The organism is Blastococcus sp. SYSU DS1024 (assembly GCF_054050795.1).
The window spans coordinates 26,418-49,449 of the sequence record NZ_JBJHAA010000020.1 but is presented as its reverse complement, the minus strand read 5'-3'; the positions used below and the strand labels follow the sequence as shown (position 1 = coordinate 49,449).

General features: G+C 74.2%; 22 protein-coding genes and 1 tRNA gene. 10 read left to right on the top strand and 13 right to left on the bottom strand.

The genetic code is table 11. The features are described 5' to 3' along the window. Positions 1 to 4: 4 nt before the first annotated feature. Together ACI79S_RS16685 and ACI79S_RS16680 are read right to left on the bottom strand one after the other, a co-directional pair. Complete coding sequence (locus tag ACI79S_RS16685; protein WP_456594558.1) at positions 5 to 1,219, bottom strand: acetyl-CoA C-acetyltransferase; 1,215 nt, start codon at positions 1,217 to 1,219, stop codon at positions 5 to 7. Positions 1,220 to 1,252: 33 nt separating this feature from the next. Beyond that, the gene (locus tag ACI79S_RS16680) at positions 1,253 to 2,395 is read right to left on the bottom strand and encodes an acyl-CoA dehydrogenase family protein (protein WP_456594557.1); all 1,143 of its coding nucleotides are present in this window, start codon (positions 2,393 to 2,395) and stop codon (positions 1,253 to 1,255) included. A gap of 128 nt (positions 2,396 to 2,523) precedes the next feature. Here ACI79S_RS16680 and ACI79S_RS16675 point away from each other — a divergent pair, with 128 nt between their 5' ends. Both ACI79S_RS16675 and ACI79S_RS16670 read left to right on the top strand, forming a co-directional pair. Next, positions 2,524 to 4,314 carry an AMP-dependent synthetase/ligase gene (locus tag ACI79S_RS16675; RefSeq protein ID WP_456594556.1) on the top strand — a complete coding sequence of 597 codons (1,791 nt, stop codon included), beginning with the start codon at positions 2,524 to 2,526 and terminating at the stop codon, positions 4,312 to 4,314. Positions 4,315 to 4,489: 175 nt separating this feature from the next. Continuing rightward, positions 4,490 to 4,732 carry a hypothetical protein gene (locus ACI79S_RS16670; RefSeq protein WP_456594555.1) on the top strand — a complete coding sequence of 81 codons (243 nt, stop codon included), beginning with the start codon at positions 4,490 to 4,492 and terminating at the stop codon, positions 4,730 to 4,732. Positions 4,733 to 4,785: 53 nt separating this feature from the next. Here ACI79S_RS16670 and ACI79S_RS16665 read toward each other — a convergent pair whose 3' ends face one another. From ACI79S_RS16665 to ACI79S_RS16650, 4 genes are all read right to left on the bottom strand, one after another. Beyond that, entirely contained in the window at positions 4,786 to 5,085 is a 300-nt protein-coding gene (locus ACI79S_RS16665; protein WP_456594554.1) for a ubiquitin-like small modifier protein 1, read from the bottom strand. Beyond that, positions 5,082 to 6,161: an exo-alpha-sialidase gene (locus ACI79S_RS16660; RefSeq protein ID WP_456594553.1), complete on the bottom strand. Its 1,080-nt coding sequence runs from the start codon at positions 6,159 to 6,161 to the stop codon at positions 5,082 to 5,084. The genes ACI79S_RS16665 and ACI79S_RS16660 overlap by 4 nt, the downstream gene beginning before the upstream one ends. A 69-nt stretch (positions 6,162 to 6,230) precedes the next feature. Continuing rightward, positions 6,231 to 6,632 carry a hypothetical protein gene (locus tag ACI79S_RS16655; protein WP_456594552.1) on the bottom strand — a complete coding sequence of 134 codons (402 nt, stop codon included), beginning with the start codon at positions 6,630 to 6,632 and terminating at the stop codon, positions 6,231 to 6,233. A 64-nt stretch (positions 6,633 to 6,696) separates the two neighbouring features. Continuing rightward, positions 6,697 to 7,866, bottom strand: a complete 1,170-nt coding sequence (locus tag ACI79S_RS16650) for a L,D-transpeptidase (RefSeq protein ID WP_456594551.1) — start codon at positions 7,864 to 7,866, stop codon at positions 6,697 to 6,699. Positions 7,867 to 8,067: 201 nt separating this feature from the next. On the opposite strand from ACI79S_RS16650, the gene ACI79S_RS16645 reads away from it, so the two are divergent. The 3 genes from ACI79S_RS16645 to ACI79S_RS16635 all read left to right on the top strand — a co-directional run bounded on the left by ACI79S_RS16645 (position 8,068) and on the right by ACI79S_RS16635 (position 10,741). Then, positions 8,068 to 8,143: transfer RNA gene (locus ACI79S_RS16645), tRNA-Lys, on the top strand. A gap of 223 nt (positions 8,144 to 8,366) precedes the next feature. Further along, positions 8,367 to 9,491: an alpha/beta fold hydrolase gene (locus tag ACI79S_RS16640; RefSeq protein ID WP_456594550.1), complete on the top strand. Its 1,125-nt coding sequence runs from the start codon at positions 8,367 to 8,369 to the stop codon at positions 9,489 to 9,491. 92 nt (positions 9,492 to 9,583) lie between these two features. After that, positions 9,584 to 10,741 carry an MFS transporter gene (locus ACI79S_RS16635; RefSeq protein ID WP_456594549.1) on the top strand — a complete coding sequence of 386 codons (1,158 nt, stop codon included), beginning with the start codon at positions 9,584 to 9,586 and terminating at the stop codon, positions 10,739 to 10,741. Between the two features lie 55 nt (positions 10,742 to 10,796). Here the strand turns inward: ACI79S_RS16635 and ACI79S_RS16630 are convergent, their stop codons facing one another. The 6 genes from ACI79S_RS16630 to ACI79S_RS16605 form a co-directional block, all read right to left on the bottom strand. Further along, the gene (locus ACI79S_RS16630) at positions 10,797 to 12,038 is read right to left on the bottom strand and encodes an ABC transporter substrate-binding protein (protein WP_456594548.1); all 1,242 of its coding nucleotides are present in this window, start codon (positions 12,036 to 12,038) and stop codon (positions 10,797 to 10,799) included. Continuing rightward, the gene (locus tag ACI79S_RS16625; RefSeq protein WP_456594547.1) at positions 12,035 to 13,273 is read right to left on the bottom strand and encodes a branched-chain amino acid ABC transporter permease; all 1,239 of its coding nucleotides are present in this window, start codon (positions 13,271 to 13,273) and stop codon (positions 12,035 to 12,037) included. The genes ACI79S_RS16630 and ACI79S_RS16625 overlap by 4 nt, the downstream gene beginning before the upstream one ends. Continuing rightward, entirely contained in the window at positions 13,266 to 14,156 is an 891-nt protein-coding gene (locus ACI79S_RS16620) for a branched-chain amino acid ABC transporter permease (protein WP_456594546.1), read from the bottom strand. Before ACI79S_RS16620 ends, ACI79S_RS16625 begins: the two co-directional genes overlap by 8 nt. Then, a complete protein-coding gene (locus ACI79S_RS16615) occupies positions 14,153 to 15,022 on the bottom strand; it encodes an ABC transporter ATP-binding protein (RefSeq protein WP_456594545.1) in 870 nt (289 codons plus the stop codon). Before ACI79S_RS16615 ends, ACI79S_RS16620 begins: the two co-directional genes overlap by 4 nt. Beyond that, positions 15,019 to 15,813, bottom strand: coding sequence for an ABC transporter ATP-binding protein (locus tag ACI79S_RS16610; protein ID WP_456594544.1), 795 nt, complete (start codon positions 15,811 to 15,813; stop codon positions 15,019 to 15,021). The genes ACI79S_RS16615 and ACI79S_RS16610 overlap by 4 nt, the downstream gene beginning before the upstream one ends. A gap of 352 nt (positions 15,814 to 16,165) precedes the next feature. Further along, on the bottom strand, positions 16,166 to 17,470 hold the full coding sequence (locus ACI79S_RS16605; RefSeq protein ID WP_456594543.1) for a hypothetical protein: 1,305 nt from the start codon (positions 17,468 to 17,470) through the stop codon (positions 16,166 to 16,168). Between the two features lie 140 nt (positions 17,471 to 17,610). Here ACI79S_RS16605 and ACI79S_RS16600 point away from each other — a divergent pair, with 140 nt between their 5' ends. From ACI79S_RS16600 to ACI79S_RS16585, 4 genes are all read left to right on the top strand, one after another. Beyond that, positions 17,611 to 18,834, top strand: a complete 1,224-nt coding sequence (locus tag ACI79S_RS16600) for an NAD(P)-binding domain-containing protein (protein ID WP_456594542.1) — start codon at positions 17,611 to 17,613, stop codon at positions 18,832 to 18,834. Then, the gene (locus ACI79S_RS16595; RefSeq protein WP_456594541.1) at positions 18,831 to 19,757 is read left to right on the top strand and encodes an ABC transporter ATP-binding protein; all 927 of its coding nucleotides are present in this window, start codon (positions 18,831 to 18,833) and stop codon (positions 19,755 to 19,757) included. The genes ACI79S_RS16600 and ACI79S_RS16595 overlap by 4 nt, the downstream gene beginning before the upstream one ends. Beyond that, entirely contained in the window at positions 19,754 to 20,596 is an 843-nt protein-coding gene (locus tag ACI79S_RS16590; protein ID WP_456594540.1) for an ABC transporter permease subunit, read from the top strand. Before ACI79S_RS16595 ends, ACI79S_RS16590 begins: the two co-directional genes overlap by 4 nt. Positions 20,597 to 20,729: 133 nt before the next feature. Continuing rightward, the gene (locus ACI79S_RS16585; protein WP_456594539.1) at positions 20,730 to 21,071 is read left to right on the top strand and encodes a hypothetical protein; all 342 of its coding nucleotides are present in this window, start codon (positions 20,730 to 20,732) and stop codon (positions 21,069 to 21,071) included. 2 nt (positions 21,072 to 21,073) lie between these two features. Here the strand turns inward: ACI79S_RS16585 and ACI79S_RS16580 are convergent, their stop codons facing one another. Further along, a complete protein-coding gene (locus ACI79S_RS16580; protein ID WP_456594538.1) occupies positions 21,074 to 22,225 on the bottom strand; it encodes an MFS transporter in 1,152 nt (383 codons plus the stop codon). Between the two features lie 256 nt (positions 22,226 to 22,481). Between ACI79S_RS16580 and ACI79S_RS16575 the strand changes: the two genes are divergently transcribed. Continuing rightward, positions 22,482 to 23,030 carry a DUF488 domain-containing protein gene (locus ACI79S_RS16575; RefSeq protein ID WP_456594537.1) on the top strand — a complete coding sequence of 183 codons (549 nt, stop codon included), beginning with the start codon at positions 22,482 to 22,484 and terminating at the stop codon, positions 23,028 to 23,030. Positions 23,031 to 23,032 lie beyond the last annotated feature (2 nt).

Genomic DNA, 23,032 nt, shown 5'->3' with positions numbered 1-23,032 from the left:
CTCCTCAGACTCGCTCGACGACGGTGGCGATGCCCATCCCGCCGCCGACGCACAGGGTGGCCAGGCCGTAGCGCAGGTCGCGCCGCTCGAGCTCGTCGACGAGCGAGCCCAGGATCATCGCGCCGGTGGCGCCCAGCGGGTGCCCCATCGAGATGGCGCCGCCGTTGACGTTGACCTGCTCGTGGGCGAAGCCGGTGTCGGCCATGAACCGCAGCACGACGGCGGCGAACGCCTCGTTCATCTCCACCAGGTCGATGTCGTCGACGGTCAGGCCGGCCTTCGCCAGCGCCTTGTGCGTGGCCGGCGCCGGGCCGGTCAGCATGATCACCGGGTCGGCCCCGGAGACGGCGGTGCTCACGATGCGCGCCCGCGGGGTCAGCCCGTGGCGGCTGCCGGCCTCCTCCGTGCCGACGACGACCAGCGCGGCGCCGTCGACGATGCCGCTGGAGTTGCCGGCGGTGTGCACGTGGTCGATCCGCTCGACCCAGTGGTACTTCTGCACCGCCACCGCGTCGAACCCGCCCATGTCGCCGATGCCGGCGAACGCCGAGGGCAGCGAGGCCAGCGACTCCACCGTCGTCCCGGGGCGGACGAGCTCGTCGGCGTCGAGGACGACGGTGCCGTTCCGGTCCGTCACCGGGACCACCGAGCGGTCGAAGTACCCGTTGGACCACGCCTTGGCCGCGCGGGCGTGGGACTCGGCGGCGTAGGCGTCGACGTCCTCCCGACTCCAGCCGGCCAGGGTGGCGATCAGGTCCGCGCCGATGCCCTGCGGCACGAAGCCGGTGCGCGCCGCGGTCTCGGGGTCCATCGGCCAGGCGCCGCCGTCGGAACCCATCGGCACCCGGGACATCGACTCGACGCCGCCGGCGAACACCAGGTCCTCGAAGCCGGACCGGACCTTCTGGGCGGCCAGGTTGACCGCCTCCAGGCCGCTGGCGCAGAACCGGTTGATCTGCACGCCGGCCACCGTGTCCGGCAGGCCCGCCGCCAGCGCGGCGGTGCGGGCGATCACCGCCCCCTGCTCCCCCACCGGCGAGACGACCCCCAGCACGATGTCGTCCACCAGCGCCGGGTCCAGCTGCGGGTTGCGCTCGCGGACGGCGTCGACCAGGCCGGTGGTCAGGCTGATCGGCTTGACCGAGTGCAGCCCACCGGTCTTCTTGCCCTTGCCGCGCGGGGTGCGCACGGCGTCGTAGATGAACGCCTCGGTGCTCATGCTCGTCCTCTCGGGTGCGTGCGGGGATGTGGTTCAGACGCCGAGGGAGCGGCCGACGATCTCCTTCATGATCTCGGTCGTCCCGCCGTAGATCGTCTGGATGCGCGAGTCGAGGAAGGCCTTGGCCACCGGGTACTCGAGCATGTAGCCGTAGCCGCCGTGCAGCTGCAGGCAGCGGTCGACGACGCGCTTCTGCAGCTCCGTCGTCCACCACTTGGCCATCGCCGCGTCCTCGACGGTGAACCGACCGGCGTTGTGCTCGAGGATCGCCTTCTCGAGGTAGGTCTCGGCGATCGACACCTCGGTGTGCATCTCGGCGAGCTCGAAGCGGGTGTTCTGGAAGGAACCGATCGGCTTGCCGAACGCCGTCCGGTCCTTGCAGTACTGGACCGTCAGGTCGAGCACGATGCGGGCCGAGGCGACGGCGCCCGCGGCGATGGAGAGGCGCTCCTGCGGCAGGTTCTCCATGAGGTGGAAGAAGCCGTGCCCCTCGGTGCCGAGCAGGTTGGCCGCCGGCACGCGCACGTCCTCGAAGAACAGTTCGGCGGTGTCCTGCGCCTTGAGCCCGATCTTGTCCAGGTTCCGGCCGCGCTCGAAGCCCGGCATGCCCCGCTCGACCACGAGCAGCGAGAAGCCACGGGCGCCGGCGTCGGGATCGGTGCGGGCGACGACGATGACCAGGTCGGCGTTGATGCCGTTGGTGATGAAGGTCTTCGACCCGTTGAGCACCCACTCCTCGCCGTCCCGGCGGGCCGTGGTGCGCAGGCCCTGCAGGTCCGACCCCGCGCCCGGCTCGGTCATGGCGATCGCGGTGATGATCTCGCCGCTGACGAGCCCGGGCAGCCAGCGCCGCTTCTGCTCGTCGGTGGTGAGCCCGATCAGGTACGGCGCGACGACGTCGTTCTGCAGCGTGAAGCCGAGGCCGCTGGCCCCGGCCCGGCTGACCTCGGCGGAGAGGATCGCGTTGTAGCGGAAGTCCTTGACCCCGCCTCCGCCGAACTCCTCGGGCACGTCCATGCCCAGCAGGCCCTGCTCGCCGGCCCGCAGCCAGACCGAGCGGTCGACGACGCCGGCCTCCTCCCACTCGTCGTGGTGCGGGGTGACCTCCTTGGCGAGGAAGTCGCGCAGCATCGCGCGGAACGACTCGTGCTCGGCCTCGTAGAGCGCTGACTGCACACCGACCTCCGGGAAGTTCGCCGATCTCCGGCGGTCACCGCGCCGGAAACCTGAACATACAGACCACTCGTTCTGTATGTTCGCGAGCCACGTCACAGTGTCGTGTCGTCATCCCGAGGAGCCCACCCGTGCAGGAGTACTCCAGCCCCACCACCTTCGACATCCCGGCCACCGCCGCACTGCCCGACGCGGTGACCACCCACGCCCGCGAGAACCCCGACCGCGTCGCCCTCAGCCGCAACGTCGGCGGCACCTGGGTGCCGGTCACCAGCCGCGAGTTCGCCGAGCAGGTCGCAGCGCTGGCCCGCGGGATGATCGCGGCCGGCGTCGGACCGGGCGACCGGGTCGGCATCCTCGGCCGGACCAGCTACGAGTGGACGCTGGCCGACTACGCCGTCTGGACCGCCGGCGGGGTCGGCGTCCCGATCTACGAGACCTCCTCGGCCGAGCAGGCCCAGTGGATCCTGTCGGACTCCGGGGCGGTCGCCGTCGTCGTCGAGACCGTCGCGCACCGGGCCCTGGTGGAGTCGGTGCGGGCCGACCTGCCCGACCTGCGTGAGGTGTGGACCGTCGACGCCGGCGACCTGGCCGCCGTCGCCGCCCGCGCCGGTGAGGTGCCGGAGGAGGAACTGGCCGCGCGCCGCGCCACGCTCACCACCGACACGCTCGCCACGATCATCTACACGTCGGGGACCACCGGGCGGCCCAAGGGCTGCGAGCTCACCCACGGCAACCTGCTCTACGTCGCGGAGCTCGCCCCCGCGGTGATCCCGGCGATGCGCGCCGAGGACGCGAGCTCGCTGCTCTTCCTGCCGCTGGCGCACGTCTTCGCGCGGATCATCGAGGTCAGCTGCATCCAGAACGGCGCGCGCCTCGGGCACACCCCCGACCTCGCCTCGCTGCTGGCCGACCTGGGCAGCTTCCGGCCGACCTTCCTCGTCGCCGTCCCCCGCGTCTTCGAGAAGGTCTACAACGGCGCCCGGCAGAAGGCGCACGCCGGCGGCAAGGGCGCGATCTTCGACCGGGCCGAGCGGGTCGCCGTCGCCTGGTCGAAGGGGCAGGACGCCGGCGGTCCCGCGCTCGGGGTGAAGCTGCAGCACGCGCTGTTCGACCGGCTCGTCTACGGCAAGCTGCGGGCGGCGATGGGCGGCCAGGTGGAGTACGCCCTCTCCGGCGGCGCGCCGCTGGGCGAGCGCCTCGGCCACTTCTTCCGCGGCATCGGCGTCACCATCCTCGAGGGGTACGGGCTCACCGAGACCACCGGGCCGGCCACGGTCAGCGGACCCGATGCCCTCAAGGTCGGCACCGTCGGCCGGCCCGCCCCGGGTTCGGCGGTGCGCATCGACGACCTCGGCGAGATCCTCGTCCGCGGACCGCAGGTGTTCCGCGGCTACTGGCACAACCCGGAGGCCACCGCCGAGTCGATGCGCGACGGCTGGTTCGCCACCGGCGACGTCGGCGTGATCGACGACGAGGGCTACGTGACGATCACCGGCCGGATCAAGGAGCTGATCGTGACCTCCGGAGGGAAGAACGTCTCGCCCGCCGTGCTCGAGGACAAGATCCGCGCCCACCCGCTGGTCAGCCAGTGCATCGTGGTCGGCGACAACCGGCCGTTCATCGGCTGCCTGATCACCCTGGACGCCGAGGCGCTGCCCGGGTGGCTGGAGTCGAAGGGACGCCCCACCGGCACGCCGCTGGCCGAGCTGGTCGACGACCCGGAGGTCATGGCCGAGATCCAGGCGGCCGTGGACGCGGCGAACAAGCAGGTGTCGAGGGCCGAGTCGATCAGGTCCTTCGCGGTCCTGCCGGTCGAGTGGACCGTGGAGGGCGGTCAGTTGACGCCCTCGCTGAAGCTCAAGCGCTCGGTGGTCATGAAGGAGTTCGCCGCGGAGGTGGAGAAGATCTACGCCTCCTGAGCCGGCCTGCCCACGTGCCCCCGGTCCCCGCGGACCGGGGGCACGCGGGCGTCCGGAGGCCCGCCAAGGCCGCCCGCCCGGCCGATTCGGAACGGGTGGGACCGGTGTGACGGGTGCGGCCGACACGTGCCCGGAGGTGGTGGCGCAACCGGCGGCGGGCTCGGACTCTGGGCGCATGACGAGCGTCTACGCGTACGGCACGGCACACGCGGTCGTCATGGTCGGCTCCTTCGGCGCCGAGGGGCTCACCCCCCGGCAGATCGGTCCGGCGCACGCGACGATCGGCCGGGTGAACGGGCAGAGCCGCAAGGCGCTGTGCGGCGCCTACGTCTCCATCGACGAGCAGCTGCCCTGGCCGCCGGAGGGCTACGACGAGGCGCAGCTCTGCCCGAACTGCGCCGCCCTCGCCGCCCTCTGAGGCCCCCTGCAGGGTCCCGCCACGAGCTTGCGGGGGTGGGGGGCAGGGGTCCTTCAACAGCCGCCCGCGACCGAGGGCAGCACCTGCACGACCGCGCCGTCGCGGACCGCCGTCGCCAGGCCGCCCTGCCAGCGCACGTCCTCACCGTCGACGTAGACGTTGACGAACCGCCGCACCGCGCCGGCCTCGTCCCGGATCCGCCGGCCGAGCACCGGGTGCCGGGCGGCCACGGCGTCCAGCACCGCGGCGAGCGTGGCGCCTGCCGGGTCGACCTGCAGGTGCCGGCTGCCCCCGGCGAGGTCGGCCAGCGAGCCGGGCAGCACCACCTCCACGTGCACGCCGCCCCCCGTCACGGCAGCCGGGCCACCCGCACGACGAGCACGTCGGGCAGGTGCTCGGCCACCAGGGTGAACGACTCCCCTTCGTCGGCGCTGGCGTAGACGCAGCCGTCGCGGGTGCCGACGTAGAGGCCGGTGGTCTCGTGGTCGTCGGTGCAGAACGCGTCGCGCAGCACCGCGGTCCAGGAGCCGTCGGGCAGCCCGGCGCCGACCTCGGTCCAGCTGGCGCCGGCGTCGCGGGTGCGGTGCACGCGGAGCCGGCCGTCCGGTGGCACGCGCTGCACGTCGGCGACCAGCGGGACGACCCAGGCGGTGCCGGGCACGGTGGGCGAGGCGGCGATCGGGAAGCCGAAGTCGGCCGGCAGCCCGTCGGCGATGGAGGTCCACGACCCGCCGCCGTCGTCGGTGCGGAAGACCCCGAAGTGGTTCTGCGCGTACATGCGCGCGGGGTTCCCCGCATCGACGGCGACCTTGTGCACGCACTGCCCGTACTCCGGCGGCTCGGGCAGGAAGACCGCGCTGATCCCCCGGTTGTGCGGCGTCCACCCGGTCGCGCCGTCGTCGCTGACGTAGACGCCGCCGGTGCTCATCGCGACGGTCACCCGGTCGGTGCCGGGGTCGGGCAGCACGGTGTGCACCGCGCCGCCGCCCGCCCCGGGCTCCCAGGTGGGCCGGTGGGGGTGGTCCCACAGCCCGCGCACCAGCGAGAAGCTGCAGCCGCCGTCGGTGCTGCGCCACAGCGACTGCGGCTCGCAGCCGGCCCAGACCAGGTCGGGGCGGTCGCCGGAGTCCGGCCGCAGCTGCCACACCCGGCCGAGCGCAGCGCCGGTGTCCTCGGGGAAGCGGATGGCCCCGTGGTCGGTCTCCTGCCAGCTGCCCCCCAGGTCGTCCGACCAGGTGACGGTGGGCCCCCAGTGGCCGTACTGGACCCCTGCCAGCAGCCGCGGCGCGGGGCGGCGGGTGTCCACCGACACCGCCGCCACCTCCTGGGCCAGCAGGTGCGGGCCGTCCAGGTTCCACGTCCGCCGGTCGTCGTCACTGCGGGCCAGCCACAGCCCCTTGCGTGTCCCGATGGCCAGCAGGTCGGTCATGGCATCCCTCCGGTTCGACGGTCCTCGGGGATAGGACCGTCGAAGGGGCGGGAACTGAGCGGTCGGTGCTCAGCGGCGCGTGGCGCCACCCTCCGGGTGCGGCTGCTGCCCGTCCGAGACGACGTCGGGCGCGAGGCGCTGCGCCTGCGCGCGCAGCTGCTCGGCGGCGGCGCGGTCCTCGTCGGCGCGGGCCGCCCGCTGCCGGGCCTCCTGCTCGGCGAGCGCGGCCCGCTCCTGCACCTCGGCGAACTCCCGGCGGGCGCGGGCCGCCTGCTCCTCGGCGAGGGCCTGCTCCTTCTCGGCGCGGGCGCTGCGGATCTCGGCCTCCCGCAGGTGGTCGCGGGCCTCCTCGCGCTGCTCCGCCCGCTTGCGCGCCCCGGTCGTCCGCGACCGCCGGGTGAGCGCGAACGCCACTCCCGCCAGCACGAGCAGCACGACGACGACCAGCACCACGATCTGCCACGGCTCCACGACGACCCCCTCCTCGGACGCGTCGTCGTGGTGCCCCCGGGGGGTTTCGGGGAAACGCGGGGCGCTACGTCAGCGCGCTACCGGCCCGCCACTCCTCCCACGGGATCGCCCAGTCGTAGATGGCGCCGTCTGCGGCCGAGAGCGTCGGGCCGATCGAGTTCTGGATCTCGACGACGTCGCCGGGCTGGGAGAAGTGGAAGAACCACGCGGCCCGTTCGGTGGAGAGGTTGATGCAGCCGTGGGAGACGTTCTCGTTGCCCTGCTGGGCGATCGACCACGGTGCGGCGTGCACGAACTCCCCGTTGTCGTTGAGCCGGACCGCGTACTCGACCGGCGTGCGGTAGCCGTTCGGGCTGTCGACCGGTGTGCCGTAGGTGCTGGAGTCCATGACCCGGTTGCGGTTGAGCTCGGTGACCACGTGCGGGCCGTTCCGGCTGGGGAACTCGGGGCCGCCGGCGCTCATCGGGAAGGTCTGCACCAGTTCGTCGCCGTCGTAGACCTCCATCGTGTGCGTCGCGGCGTCGGCGACCGAGACGTGCCGCTCGCCGATGGAGAAGCTGACGCTGCGGTCCTTCTCCCCCCAGACGCCGTCGCCGAAGTCGACGCCGTACAGGTTCGCGTCGAGGGTGACGTCGATGTTCTCGGGCCAGTACGCCGACGGGCGGAAGTGCACCTCGCTGTCGCCGAACCAGCTCCAGACACCGTCGGTGGGCGCCGTGCTCGTGACCACGAGGTTGCGCTCGACGGCGGCCTTGTCGGTCACCGGCTCGGCGAAGTAGACGCGGATCGGCATGCCGACGCCGACGGTCTGGCCGTCCAGGGGGCCGACCCCGGGCGTCACGACCGTCTCCGGGTCCACGGTGGTGAACCCGGAGGTGGCCCGCGTCGGCTCCTCGTCCGCGTTGGTGGCCGTCGCGGTCAGCGTGTAGCCGGTGCCGTAGGCCAGCGGCGTCGCCGGCTCCCAGACGACGGTGCCGTCGTCCGGCTCCTCCTCGACGACGGAGCCCGGCACGGAGGTGCCGGCCGCGTCGGTGACGGCGACCTCGACGAGCTCGCCACCGCTCACGGAGACCTCGAGCGGGACCACGGGCGAGACGTCCACCGCCCCGTCGGCGACCGCGAGCTCGACCGTCGCCGGCTCGGGCGCGGCGGTCGGCGCACCGGCCCCGCCGTTCTCACCGACGCCCGGGCCGCCGCAGCCGGCCAGGGCGACCAGCGCCCCGGTCGCGATCATCGTGGCTGTCCGTCGCACCTCGTCCGACCCCCTTCTGTCCCACCCGGGTCCGGACAGGAGCACTCCCCTCCAGTGTCCACGCGGGGACGACAGCGGAGCGTGGTGTTGGACACCGGCGTGGCGAAGAGCACCTGCCCCCGCCACCGGGCAGCCGCCCGGCGCTGGTATCGTTCTCTCTCGTGCCCGGCAGCCGGGCACACCGCGCCATTAGCTCAATTGGCAGAGCAGCTGACTCTTAATCAGCGGGTTCGGGGTTCGAGTCCCTGATGGCGCACCACGACCAGCACTGACCAGCGGCGATGCCTCCGGGTATCGCCGCTTCGTCGTTCCCGAGGCCTTCCCGCCCTCCGCCCGCCGAGGGTCTGCGCAGGTCGCGAGCGGTTCGCCTCGCGCCCGGGAGCGACGCGGTACCCGGTGGCGCACTCGCTCTCCCGCCAGAGCCTGGGAGGAGCCGCGCCGGCCCCTTCGCCGCCCCTCCGGCGCGGGCTAGCGTGGCCGACATGCCCGGTGACCAGGTCAATCGAGGAGTTCCGGCCGGCCGGCGCCGGGCAGGACCGCGCGCGCGACGAGCCGGCCACGTGGCCCGGGCGGTCGCCCCCGGACTCGCCGCGGCGCTCGCGACGGTCTACGGCGTCTACCGGTGGAACAACGTGACGTACGACGCCCGGGATCGCAGGTGGGCCCTGCGGTCCGGCATCCGGGTGACCCGGCACGACCTGCCCGACGGTCCGGGGCTCAACGTCGCCGAGGGGCCGGACGCCGGCCCGCCGCTGCTCCTGCTGCACGGCCAGGGCTCGGCCTGGGAGAGCTACGCACGGGTCCTGCCCGCCCTCGCGGAGCAGTTCCACGTCCACGCGGTCGACGTCGTGGGCCACGGCGGGTCCGACCGCACCCCCGGCGGGTACGACGTGCACACCATCGGCCGCGACCTCGCCCGCTTCGTCGACCGGGTCATCGGGGGGCCGGTCCTGCTCAGCGGCCACTCCTCCGGCGGGCTGCTCGCGGCGTGGCTGGCGGCGAACCGTCCCGACCTCGTGCGCGGGATCCTCTTCGAGGACCCGCCGTTCTTCTCCTCCGACCCCGACCGGATGGCGCAGCACTTCGCCTTCGTCGACCTCTTCCGCCCTGCGCACGACTTCCTCCACCAGGACGACGAGGACGACTTCGTGAGCTACTACATGGCCCACAACACCTGGACCGGCTACTTCGGCAGGGGCCGCGACCGCCTCGTCGGGTACGCGCAGAGATACCGCCGGCGGCACCCCGGCGAACGACTGAGGATCCCGTTCCTGCCACCCGTCATCAACGAGGGATTCGCGCACCTGCACCGGTTCGACCCCGCGTTCGCCGACGCCTTCTACACCTGCCACTGGCAGGCCGGCTTCGACCAGGCCGCGACCCTGGCCGCGATCGGGCAACCGGCGATCCTCGTGCACGCGAACTGGCGGATCACCGACGACGGCATCCTCGAGGGCGCCATGACCGACGACGACGCCGCCCGGGCCGGCGAGCCGATCGCGCAGTGCACCATCGAGCGGGTGGACACCGGCCACGGATTCCACTTCGAGGACCCCGACCGGTTCGTCGAGCTCGTGCGGGAACTCGACCGGCGGCTCCCCGCCTGAAGCGCGATCCGCGCAGCGCCGGTCGTCGGCAGCCGAGTTCCTCCGCTCGCGCCGGATGCGGGTCGGACGGCGGTGAGCCGTAGGGTTCGCCGGTGATCTGGAAGCGCGCCGTGTTCGCGCTCTTCGCGGTGGCAGCGGGCACCAACGTCCCCACCCCGCTGCTGCTGGTCTACCAGGAGCGGCTGGGCCTCTCGGCCGAGGTGCTCACCGCGCTCTTCGGCTGCTACGCCGCCGGGCTCGTCCCCGCCCTCCTGCTGGCCGGTCCGCTGTCCGACCGGCTGGGCCGCCGCCGGGTCGCGATCCCCGGCATCGTCCTCTCCGCACTGGCGTCGCTCGCCTTCGCGGCGGCGGGCGACTCGCTGGCGCTGCTGTTCGGCGCCCGGTTCCTGCAGGGCGTCGTCAGCGGCATCGTCTTCAGCGTCGGCAGCGCGTGGGTGGGCGAGCTGTCGGTGGCCTCCGGGGAAGGGGCGGGTGGACGGCGGGCCGCCTTCGCCATGACCGCCGGGTTCTCGCTGGGTCCGCTGACCAGCGGGCTGCTCGGCCAGTACGCCCCGGCGCCGACCGTGCTTCCGTACCTCCTGCACACCGTGCTCGTCGCGGTGGGTCTGGCCTTCGCCCTCCGGCTGCCGGAGACGGTCGAGCTGCTCGACGCTCGCCCCACCGGGACCGAGAGGGCACCGGCCGCGCCGCTGATCCGGCCGGGGGACGGCGCCCTGGTGGCGACCGTGCTGGCCCCGGTCGCGGTGTGCGTCTACGCGTTCCCGTCCACGGTCATCAACGCCGTCCCGCTGCTGGTGGAGCTGCCCTACGGCGGCGTCGCGGTCACCGGCGTGCTGGCCGGCGTGACACTGGGCGCCGGCACGGTCGTCGCCGGGCTGCAGCGCCGGCTGGGGCGGTGGACGGCCGTCGCCGGCACCGTGCTCGGCACGCTCGGGTTCGGCTGCGCCGCGTCGTTCGCCGAGACGGGCGCGCTGCCCTGGTTGGTCGCCGCCGCCCCGCTGCTGGGTGCCGGCGGCGGGCTGTGCCTGGCCGCCGGGCTGACGCTGACCGCGCGACTGGCCCCACCGGCCCGGCTGGGCGCCCTGACCTCGCTGTTCCTGGCCTGCGCCTACGTCGGCTTCGCCGCGCCGTTCGTCATGGCTGTGGCCGCGCGGGCGACGTCGGCGGCCCTGCCGCTGACCGTGGCGGCCGCGGTCACCGCGCTGCTCGCCCTCCGCCTCCTCCCGGTCGCCCGAGCGCGACGGCTGTGAGCGCGCGACGGCGCCCCCTCCGCGAGGAAGGGGGCGCCGTCGGTGGCGCCGAGGGTCAGCCGGCGATCCCCGCCGCGAACTCGCCCTCGAAGGCCTCCTCCAGGACGGAGGCGCCCCCGGGCACGTCGGCCGGCTGGAGGATGAAGCTCTCCAGGCTCGGGGACTGACCGACCTCGAAGCCGCGGATCGGGACGACGAGGCCGCCGGTGTCGACCTCCTCGAGCTCGTTGAACGCGTTGAGGACGCCCTCACGGGTGAGGTCGCCGTCCTCGCACGCCTGGTCGAGCACCTGCTTCATGATCTCGCTCATGCCGAAGCCGACGACGACACCGAGGCTCGGAACGGCGTCGGGGTAGGCCTCCTGGTACTGCTGGAGCAGCTCCGGGTGGGCGTCGAAGGAGGACACCGGCGAGGCCACGTAGAGGTGGGTCTTCAGCCACTCGGCGGCCGGACCCTGGAGCAGCCCCGGCGCGAAGACCGGGTTGCTGCCCAGGATGGGGACGTCCAGCCCCTGCGCCGCGGCGACCGTCGCGACCGAGGCCGTCTGCCCCGGGGCCACGGTGAGCGCGATCAGGTCGACCCCGGCCGACCGGAACTGGGTGATCTGCGCGCTCATGTCCTGGTCGGTCGCCTTGATCTGCGCCTCGATCACCTCCAGGCCCGTCTCCTCGGCGACGGCCCGGGTGCCCTCCAGCCCGTTGGCGCCGTACTCGCCCTCGAAGTAGATGTGGCCGACCGTGTCCCCCTCGTTCAGCAGGCCCTCGCGGAACAGGTAGTCGTAGCCGTTGGCGATCTCGACGTCGTAGGTGGCGCCCACCACCCCCGTCCCCGGGATCTCGGTCAGCGTCTTCGACCAGGCGGAGGGGAAGTTCACGATCTGGTCGGACTCGTACTCCGGTGCCAGCGCGGTGTTGATCGGCGACCCGATCGTCTGCTGCATCGCCAGGATGTTGTCCTGCATCCCGCTGTAGAGCGCGACGCCCTGCTGCGGGACGTACCCGGTGTCCTGGATCTCGAGCTGGACGTCGTAGGTGTCGCAGACCTGGTTGTTCTCCCAGAACAGGCTGTTGGCGTTGGTGATGTCGTTGCCCAGCGCGGCGAAGACACCGGTCAGGTCGGTGAGCACACCGAGGTTGATCGTCTCCCCCTCGACCCCGACGTCGGTGGCGACGTCGCCGGCAGCGGCCCCGCCACCGCCCCCGGAGCTCTCCGGCGCCTTGGTGCTGCAGCCGGTGGCGGCCAGGACGAAGGTGGCGGCCAGCATCGTGGCGCCGGTCGAACGCTTGCTGAGTCTCACGTGGTGCTCCCTTGGGCTGGTGGGTCGGAGGGGGTGGGCTCGCTGGAACGGCTGGGCGTGTCGGGTGGGTGCTGGGTGATCCGTCCGCCCGGTCGGCGGCGGACCCGGCCGGAGATGCGGCGGGCGATACCGGCGAGGCCGGCGGGCTCGAAGAGGATCACCAGCACGATGGCCGCGCCGAACAGGAACCGGGCCGCCTCACCGGCAGCCAGCCCCTCGTCCCGGCCCACGAAGGGGATCAGGTCGGCGTACCGCTGGAAGACCAGCGGCAACGCGCTCACGAAGATCGCCCCGAGCACGGCTCCGTTCACCGAGCCGAGCCCGCCCAGGACGATCATGGCGAGGTAGAGGATGGACAGCTCCAGGCCGAAGGACTCCGGCGCGATGCTGCCGATGGAGAGCGCGTACATCACCCCGGCCAGCCCGGCGTACATCGAGCTGGCGAGGAAGATCCGCGCCTTGTAGCCCTGGACGTTGACGCCCATCACCGACGCCGCGACCTCGCTGTCCCGCAGCGTCTGCAGGGCCCGGCCCGGCCGGCTGCGCAGCAGGTTGCGGGCGAACAGGTAGGCCCCCAGGGCCAGGGCGAGCCCGAGGTACCACAACCGCTCGGCCTCCCGGAACGGCACGCCGAGCACGTAGAGCTCGGGATCCCGGTTGGCGAAGGTGAAGCCGAACAGCGAGAAGTCCGGTGCCGCCCGCCCGTTGAAGCCACCGGTGACCTCGGTCCAGCTGTTGAGCACGTGGATGCCGATGAACACCAGCGCCAGCGACGCGACGCCGAGGTAGATGCCGCGCAGCCGGGCGGCGAGCGGGCTGAAGAGCAGCCCGGCGAGCCCCGCGAGGAGGACGCCCACGATCATCCCGACGACCGGGGGGAGGCCCAGCCCGCCGAGCTCGGCCACACCGAGTCCGCCCGGCTCACCCGAGACGTAGACGTAGCTGACCGCCCCGACCGCGAGGAAGAAGGCGTGGGCGAGGGAGAGCTGGCCGCTGTTGCCCACCAGCAGGTTCAGGCCGATCGCGCCCACGATCGCGCCGAAGGCGGCGAACCCGGTGCGCAGCCAGAACTCCTCCACGTACAGCGGCAGCGCCAGCATCACCAGGAGGAACGCGACCAGCAGCAGGGGGCGCAGCCAGGACCGCGCCCCGGACCGGCCGGAGCCGGCCGACGCCGTCGGGCCGACCCCCGAGGGGTGCGCCCCGGTCGCCGCCGTCATCGTCGACTCAGACACGGGTCAGCTCCTTCGTCCCGAACAGGCCGGACGGACGGAACATGAGGACCGCGATCATCACGATGAAGGGGACGACGGCGCTGAACCCGCGGCCGAGGAAGAGCAGCTGGTCCTGGTAGCCGGCGGCCATGGCCTCGGCGATGCCGATCAGCAGGCCGCCCACGAGAGCGCCGCCGGTGGAGTCCAGGCCCCCGAGGATCGCCGCCGGGAACGCCCGCAGCGCGACGGCGTAGGCGGTCGGGGTGACGCCCGGGGTCGGTGAACCGACCAGGAACAGCGCCGCGACCGCGGCGAGCACACCGGCGACCACCCAGGCCAGCGCGGAGACCCGCCCCTGCCGGATGCCCATCAGGGCCGCCGTCTCGCCGTCCTCCGCCGAGGCCCGCATCGCGATGCCCCAGTTCGAGTACTTGAACGCCACGAAGAAGAGCGCGATGAGGACGGCGGCCACGACGAACGCGATCAGCCGGTTCTGCGCGAGCCCGACGTCACCGATCCGGAACGACTCCCCGCCCCACGGGTGCGGCACGTTGAGGATGTCGGAGCCGAGCCGGCGGATGAGCTCGGTGAGCAGGATGATGTCGACGCCGATGGTCACGATGGCCAGGCTGATCACCGCGGCCCCGCGCAACCGGTTGATGATCAGGCGCTCGATGACGATCGCCGCCACGGCCGTGATCAGGATCCCCACGAGCACGGCCGGCAGGAAGCCGATCGTGTCGGACAGCCGCGCGATGGAGTAGGCGCCCAGCAGCAGCAGGGACCCGTGGGTGAAGCTGACCACCTCGCTGGCCTTGAAGATGATCACGAAGCCGAGGGCGATCAGGGCGTACAGGGCGCCGAGGGAGATCCCGTTGAGGAGCAGGGAGAGGAACTGGGTCACGAGGTCGCCCCAGGGTCGTCGGAGGAGTGGTGGTGGGCGGCGGCTTCCGAGGGGCTCTCCTCGTCACCGGAGCCGAGGTAGGCACGGATGACCTCGGGGTCGGACTGCACCTGCGCCGGCGTGCCGTCGGCGATGCGCCGGCCGAAGTCGAGCACGGTGACGCAATCGGCCAGGGACATGACCATCCCCATGTCGTGCTCGACCAGGACGACGGAGATGCCCAGCGCCGCACGGATCTCGAGGATCGCCTCGGCCATGCGATCGGTCTCCTCGGCGTTCATGCCGGCGACCGGCTCGTCCAGGAGCAGCAGCCGCGGCTCGGTGCACAGGGCCCGGGCCACCTCCACCCGCTTCTGGTCGCCGTAGGAGAGCACCCCGACGGGCGTGTGCAGCTTCTCGCCGAGGTCCATGAACTCGGCGATCTCGGCGACGCGCGCGCCGTGCACCTTGCCCTCGCGGGTGGCCCGCGGGAGCCGCAGGCCGGCCGCCAGGAAGCCGGCCTTGGTCAGGTGGTGGCGGCCGAGCATCAGGTTCTCCGCCACCGACTGGGTGCCCGACAGCGCGATGTTCTGGAACGCGCGGGCCACACCGATGCCGGCGATCTTGTACGGCCGCATCTGGTCCAGCCGGTGCTCGCCGAAGCGCACCTGGCCCTCGTTGGCCCGGTAGACCCCGGACAGGACGTTGAACATCGTCGACTTGCCCGCGCCGTTGGGCCCGATGATCGCGTGGATCGTGCCGGGGGCGACGGTGAACGAGACGTCCGACAGGGCGTTGATCGCCCCGAAGCGGACGCTGACGCCGTCGACCTCGACCGGCGGGATGTCCGACCGGGTCCCCGACCCGACGTCGGGTGCCGCGGTCATGCCGTCCACCGGGAGAGCTTCTTGCCGGAGCTCACGCGCCGGGCCGGGGCCGCGTCGTCGCCACCCCCGTCGTGGCCCAGGTACAGCCGCTGCACCTCGTCGGTCTGGGCCAGCTGCCGCGCGTCACCGGAGAGGGAGACCTCCCCGACGTCGAGCACGTAGGCGAGATCGGCGACCCCGAGCGCCATCGTCGCGTTCTGCTCGACCAGCAGCACGGAGGTCCCCTGGCGGTTGATCTCGCCGATCACCTCGCCGATCTGGCCGATGATGCGCGGCGCCAACCCGAGCGACGGCTCGTCGAGCAGGAGCAGCTTCGGGCTGGCCATCAGCGCCCGCCCGATGGCGAGCATCTGCTGCTCGCCGCCGGAGAGCAGCGCGCCCCGCTGCGAGCTGCGCTCCTTGAGCACCGGGAACAGGTCGTAGACGCGGTCCTGCGCCTTGGCCTTGGCCGCCTTGTCCCTGTTCCCCATGCCGCCGGCCCGCAGGTTCTCCTCCACCGTCAGCCGGCCGAAGATGCGCCGCCCCTCGGGCACCTGCACCAGCCCGAGCCGGACGGCCTGGGCCGGGTCCTTGGACACGAGGTCGGCCCCGTCGAACCGCACGCTCCCCGACTCCACCCGGCCGCGGTGCAGGCGCAGCGTGCCCGAGATGGTCCGCAGCAACGTCGTCTTCCCGGCGCCGTTGCTGCCCAGGACGGCGACCACCCTGCCGTCGGGCACCTCCATGGTCACCCCGCGCACGGCCTGGACGGCCCCGCCGTAGGTGACGTGCAGGGCGTCGATGCTCAGCACGGGCGGCCCCCTGCCGCGGCCCGGCCGTGCGGGAGCGGGCGGGGCCGGCCGAGCGGCGGGCGAGCGTCCGTCACCGGGCCGCCCGCTCGGGAACGCGACCGCGGGAGGAGAGGCGGCGGGAAAGTGATCTGGCACACAGGCCGGGACTCTAGGCATGAAACACCCTGTGACGGGTGCCACAAAGATCACGGATCGATCACGGGTTGCCCGGACTCCGCCCAGGCATCCTCGGACGCTGCCCGACAGCCCGCGCCAACGGCCGGTCAGGAAGCCGGGGCCACCGTTCCGGCCCGCCGTCCAGGCCGGGCGAGGGCGGTGGACGCGGACCGACCGGCTAGACCGGCTAGACCGGCTAGACCGGCTGCAGCTCCTCGATCTCCACGCGGATCGCGTCGAGCGCGGCCGCCGCCCGGCGGCGCGACTGCTCGGGCGTGTCCCCGACGGTCACGACGTGGCCGAGGTGCGCCCGGCCGCAGGTCGCGGGCTCCGCGGTGCCGCCCACGTCGGCGAACACCTCCGCGACGACGAGCCCCGGGATGCAGCCCACGTCCGGCAGACCGGAGACCGCGCGAACCCGCCCGGCGGCGTGCGAGCCGAGGAAGAGCTGCGTGCTGGCCGCGGCCGCCCGCTGGCGCGCCGGTCCCTGCCGGCCGAGAAGGCGGGCCACCGCGAGGTCCGCGCCGTCGATCCCGCTCACCTGGTCCACGCAGGCGTGGGACCCCGCGTCGGCGAGCCGCGGGACCAGCCCGGCCAGCCGCGGTCCCGACGGGCCGAGCACGAACTCCAGGTGGAAGGGGCCCAGGTCGTAGCCGGCCGCGGCGAGCACGGCGCCGACGAAGGCGACGGCCTCCGCCGACGGCGGCCGCGCGGTCGCGGTGAGCAGCAGGCCGGCGGAGTGCGGCGGCGGCGTGGTGAGCACCTCGCTCCACGCGTGCACGGTCGGGACGCCCCGGTCCACGTGCCCGTCGGCGGCGTACCGGTCCCCCGCCACGTGCTCACCGATCACCAGCCGGGGCGCCGACCGCCCACCGCGCGGGCAGCAGGCCCGGGCGGCGAGGACCCGCAGCTCGCCGTCGTCGTGCACCGGACCGAGCCGCGCACCGGCACCGTCCACCGGCTCGACGGTGCAGGGGTACCCCACCGGCGACGTGAGCTCCGGGTCGCCGGCGCGCACCTCCGCCCACCGCCCGTCGGCGACGCCCGCCGCGGCGAGAGCCGTGCGCAGGGCCACCGCGTCCCCGGTCACCACGGGCGACCTCGGGTGCGGGCCCCGCAGCCCCAGCGCCCGGGCGGCGACGGCCGCCGGCCGGACGGCGCCGGGCGCCGAGCCGGTGAGGACGGCGACCTCCCCGGGCAGCGAGCGCACCGCGGCCGCGACGGCCCGGGCGTCACCGGTGTCGCAGTCGACCCAGCGATCCACCAGCCAGTCGAGCTCCTCCCCGTAGGAGCACCGGTCCGCCGTCAGCACCGCCGTCCGCAGGCCCCGGAACCGCGCCCGCTCGAGCAGGGCCACGCCCGCCGCGTCCAACCGCTCGCCTGCCGCGAACTCCGGCCGCGCGGCCGATGGCCGAACCTGGATCTCGACGGAGACGAACCACGGCTCCGGATCGCCGGCCGGCGCACCGGAGGAACGGTCGCCTGCCACGGCCGTGGTCATGTGCACTCTCCCGTCGTCGGTGGGTGTGAGCAGGCGCACCATACCGGCCGGTCGGTTTATGTGGAACGGATACCGGCGGGTGTCGTTCGCCGGTGCGCCGGAGGGGGAAGCAGCAGCGAGGGCGGCCGGTTGTCGTGGGCGTGACCACCGCCCACCACCGGGACGACGTCGACGTCGTCGTGATCGGCGCGGGGCAGGCCGGGCTCTCCACCGCCTGGGCGCTGGCCCGCCAGGGCTTCGAGCGGGGCACCGGGTTCGTGGTGCTCGACGGCGAGCCGGGCCCCGGTGGCGCCTGGCGGCACCGCTGGCCGTCGCTCACCCTCGGCACGACGCACCGGGTGCACGACCTGCCCGGCCTGCCGTTCCGCCCGGCGGACGAGCGCACCCCCGCCGTCGAGTCGGTGCCCACCTACTTCGCGGAGTACGAGCGCCGGTTCGACCTCCCCGTGGTGCGGCCGGTGCGCGTCACCGCCGTCCGCCGGGGCGACGACGGCCGCTTCGCCGTGGAGACCGACCGGGGCACCTGGACCGCGCGCGCCGTCGTCAACGCCACCGGCACCTGGACCCGGCCGTTCGTCCCGCGCTACCCCGGCCAGGAGACCTTCCGCGGGCGCCAGCTGCACACCGTCGACTACCGCAGCGCCGAGGAGTTCCGCGGCCAGCACGTCGTGGTGGTCGGCGGCGGCGCGTCGGCCACCCAGCTGCTGGTCGAGATCTCCCGGGTCACCTCCACGACCTGGGTCACCCGCCGGCCACCGGTCTGGCGCGAGGGTCCGTTCGACGAGGACGCCGGCCGCGCCGTCGTCGCCGAGGTCGAACGGGCCGTCCGGGAGGGCCGCCGCCCGGGCAGCGTCGTCGGGCTCACCGGGCTGGTGACCTCCACCCCCTACCTCCGCGACGGGCTCGAGCGGGGCGTGCTCGACCGGCTGCCGGTGTTCGACCGGATCACCGCCGACGGCGTGGCCTGGGACCCCGTCGACGGGCAGCCGGGCCGCGTCGTCCGCGCCGACGTCATCCTGTGGGCCACCGGCTTCCGCGCGGCCGTCGGGCACCTCGCGCCCCTGCAGCTCCGCGGCCCCGGAGAGGGCTTCCGGCTGCACGGCACCCAGGTCGTCGGCGAGCCGCGGGTGCACCTGGTCGGCTACGGCCCCTCGGCGAGCACGATCGGCGCGAACCGCGCGGGCCAGGCCGCTGCCCGGGCCCTGCGCCGCGAGCTGCGCCCCGGGACCCCCTCCCCCGCACCGCCTGATCCCCTGGGGGACGGTTCGGGGTCGGATCAGGGCGCTCCCCGATGTTCCCGGGCCCGTCCCGCCGCCAGGCTCCAGGGCATGACTTCCCGATCGCTCCCCGGAGGCCCGCGATGATCGAGGCGCGGGGTCTGACCAAGAAGTACGGCGACCGCACCGCCGTCGACGGCATCTCCTTCACCGTGCAGCCGGGCCGGGTCACCGGCTTCCTCGGCCCCAACGGCGCCGGCAAGTCCACGACCATGCGCATGCTGCTCGGTCTGGACCGGCCCACCGCCGGCAGCATCACCGTGCACGGCCGCAGCTACGTCGACTTCCCCGCGCCGCTGCGGCAGGTCGGCGCGCTGCTGGAGGCCCGCGCCCTGCACCCCGGGCGCTCCGCCCGCGACCACCTGCGCTGGATGGCGGCGAGCAACGGGCTGCCGGTCCGGCGCGTCGACGAGGTGCTCGACCTCGTCGGCCTCACCGACGTCGCCGGGCAGCGGGTGGGCCGCTTCTCCCTCGGCATGGGCCAGCGCCTCGGCATCGCCGTCGCCCTGCTGGGCGACCCGCCCGTCGTCGTGCTCGACGAGCCGGTCAACGGCCTGGACCCCGAGGGCATCCGCTGGGTGCGCACGCTGACCCGTCAGCTGGCCGCCGAGGGCCGCACCGTCTTCCTGTCCAGCCACCTGATGAGCGAGATGGCGCTCACCGCCGACCACCTCGTGGTCATCGGGCGGGGCCGGGTGCTGGCCGACTGCTCGATGCCCGACTTCATCGCCGAGCACGCGGCCTCCTACGTGCGGGTGCGCAGCCCCCAGCGGGCCGAGGTGGCCGAGCTGCTGCGCCGCGACGGCCTGGACGTCACCGCCGTCGACGACGAGCTGCGGGTGCAGGGCCGCGACGCCGCCGCCATCGGCGAGCTGGTCGGCCGGCGGGGGCACCTCCTGCACGAGCTCACCCTCGTCAGCTCCTCCCTCGAGGACGCCTTCATGACCCTCACCGCCGCGAGCGTCGAGTACGCCGCGCGCGAGCAGACCCCGGCCGGAGCCCCCCGATGACCCGCACCGCGAGCGCCCCCATGACCGACACCGTCGCCCTCGACCCGAACCGGCACGTGCCCGGCGTCCGGCGTCCCGGCTTCGCGCACACCCTGCAGGCGGAGTGGATCAAGTTCTGGTCGGTGCGCTCCACCGCCTGGTCGATCGTCGCCCTGGTGGTGCTCGGGGCCGGGCTGACCGTGCTGGTCTCCGCCGTCAGCGCCGAGGAGCTCGCGGACGGCACAGCGGGCGAGGCCGCCGGCTCGTTCATCACCTGGGGCATGACGGTCGCGCAGATCACCGCCATCGTGCTCGGCGCGCTCGTGGTCACCAGCGAGTACGGCACCGGGATGATCCGCGCGACGCTGACCGCGACGCCGCGCCGCGGGCGGGTGCTCGCGGCGAAGGCGCTGGTCCTCACCGCCACGCTGTTCGTCGTCGGCACGGTCACCGCCGTGCTCGGCTACCTGGGCGGCAACTGGTTCCTGGAGCAGGAGGGCATCGGCCTGGCCCTCAGCGACGACGGCGTGCTCCGCTCCCTGTTCGGCAGCGGTCTCTACATGGCCGGCATCGGTCTCTTCGCCGCCGCCGTCGGGCTGCTCGTCCGGCACACCGCCGCGGCGCTGTCGATCGTGCTGGCCCTGCTGCTGGTCGTCGGCAACATGGTCGTGCTCCTGCCGGGCGCCTGGGGCGAGTGGGCGACCAAGCTGATGCCGGGCAACGCCGGCTCCGTCGTCGCCACGCCGGTGTCGTTCAACCCGAACCTGCTCGAGCCCTGGACCGGTTTCGCCGTGTTCTGCGCCGAGGTGGCCGCCGTGCTCCTGGCCGGCTACCTGGTGCTGCGCCGCCGCGACGCCTGAGAGAGGATCCCCTTCCCCCCACCCCTCGCAGGCTCGGGGCGGTACCCGGAAGGGGGCCGTCAAGCATGCGGAACCGGTGCAGTCGTCCACACCCGCTGTGCCCCGGCCCGCCCGGCCGGGGCACAGTGGTGCGGTGACCACGCCCGACCCGGCCGCCGAGGGCCGCCGCCGCGCCGACGAACTCCTGACCGCCCTGACCGCGGGCGACGACGCCGCCGCCGAGCGGCTGCTCGCCGGCCTGGACCAGATCCGCGACCTGGTGTTCGTGGGCGCCGGGCTCACCGCGATCGCCCGCGCCGAGGGCCGGGCGCTGCCCACGGCGCAACGCGCGCAGGCCAGCACCCGTCAGCTGCGGCTCGGCCAGATCCGCGACGCGAACCGCGACGACCCCGACGGTCTGCGCACCTGGCTGCGGCGCTCTGCGGAGGAGATCCTCTTCATCCGCTCGCTGCACGCCGCCGCCCGGCAGCGCTGACGTCAGGCGCGGGCCGGCACCGGGCGGGCGGCCAGCCGCGCCAGCGGGAGCACCGCGGCCAGGGCGACCGCCGACAGCACGAAGGTCCAGGGCAGGCCGGCGGCGCCGTACGCGAAGCCGAGCAGCAGCGCCCCGGCCGCCGTCCCCGCGTCGAAGGAGGCGTTCCACAGCGCGCTCGCCGCCGTCGTCCCGCGTTCCCCGGCGCGCGCGAAGGCCCGCAGCAGGGTGAGGTTCTGCACCCCGCCGAAGCCGGCGCCGAACAGCGCCGCGCCCAGCAGCACCCACGCCGTGCCCCACCACAGCCCCGCACCCGCCACCGCGAGACCCACCCCGGCGACCAGCACCGACAGCGGGAGCAGCAACGCGGTGCCCAGGCGGTCGGCGAGCACGCCGGCCCGCCAGCGCGTCACCGCACCGGCCAGCCCCCACAGCAGCAGTGCGGCGGTGGCCACCAGCCCGTCGGGGCGGTCGATCGGCAGGAACGTCACGAACCCACCGCCGGCCGTCGTCACCACGAGCAGCACCACCGACGGGGCCAGCGCGGCGCGCACGGCGGCACGGGCGTTGCCGGCGGAGGCGGGCTCCTCGCGGCTGACCACCGACCGCAGCAGCGCGGGGAGGAAGAACAGGCCGAGCACCGGCGACGCCGCCAGCCAGGAGAGCACGCCGACGTGCCCGCCGAGCACCAGGGCGACCCCGGCGGGGACCGCGGCCATGTTGGGCAGCGCGATGGCCAGCCCGTACAGGCCGATGGACTCCCCGCGCCGCTCCGGCGGGGCGACCCGGGCCGACAGGGTGGCGCCGAGCACGGTGATGACCGCGAACCCGGCTCCGCGCACGGCGGACAGGGCCGAGATCCAGGCGACGCCGTCGTCGAGGACGTAGAAGGGCGCCGGCACCCCGAGCGCGAGCAGCCCCGCCACGAACACCGGGCCGGTGCCGAAGCGGTTCACGAACGCGGGGACGACCGACTGCACCGCGATGGTGACGACGAGGAAGACCGCGGTCACCACCCCGGCCGTGCTCTCCGGGGCGCCGCCGGCCACGGCGTACGCGGGCAGCGAGGCCAGCGTGAGGAAGTAGCTCACGAACCCCAGCGCCGTGACCCCGACCAGCGACCGGACCCCGCGCGACCGCCACAAGGCGGTCGGCACCTCCACTGCTTCCCCGCTCACACCGCTCCGTCCACCGTTCCCGTGCGCGACGAGCATGCCGGGCCGGGGGGGGGGGGGGGGGGGGGGGGGGGGGGGGGGGGGGGGGGGGGGGGGGGGGGGGGGGGGGGGGCGGGGGGGGGCGCCGGCGCGGGCCCCGGCCCCCCGCCCCCCCCCCCCCCCCCCCCCCCCCCCCCCCCCCCCCCCCCCCCCCCCCCCCCCCCCCCCCCCCCCCCCGCGCCCGGGTAGGGAGGAGGGCATGCCGCTGCTGACCGTGGGCCACGGGTCCGACGACCGCACCGCGCTGGCCACCCGCCTCGGCGGAGCGGGCGTGGAGCTGCTCGTCGACGTGCGCCGGTTCCCCGGCAGCCGGACCAACCTCGACGTGCGGCGGGAGGCCCTCGCGCAGTGGCTGCCCGAGGAGGGGATCGGCTACCGCTGGGAGGAGCGCCTCGGCGGCCGCCGGCGGTTGCCGCGCGGCGAGCCGGTCGCCGACGGGTGGTGGACCGTCGCGCAGTTCGCCGCCTACGCCGGGTACACCCGGACGCCGGAGTTCGCTGCCGCGCTGGACGAGGTGCTCGCCGCGGCGGCGGACGCCACGGTGGCGGTGATGTGCAGCGAGTACGTGTGGTGGCGCTGCCACCGGCGGCTGGTCGCCGACGTCGCCGTCCTGGGCCGGGGTGTGGCCGTGGGGCACCTCATGCCCGACGGCAGGGTGAGCCCCCACCGCCCGTCGGACGGCGCGCTCCTGGGCGACGACGGCCGCGTCCACTGGCCCGCCGCTCGCGATGTTGATCAGGTCACCTGATC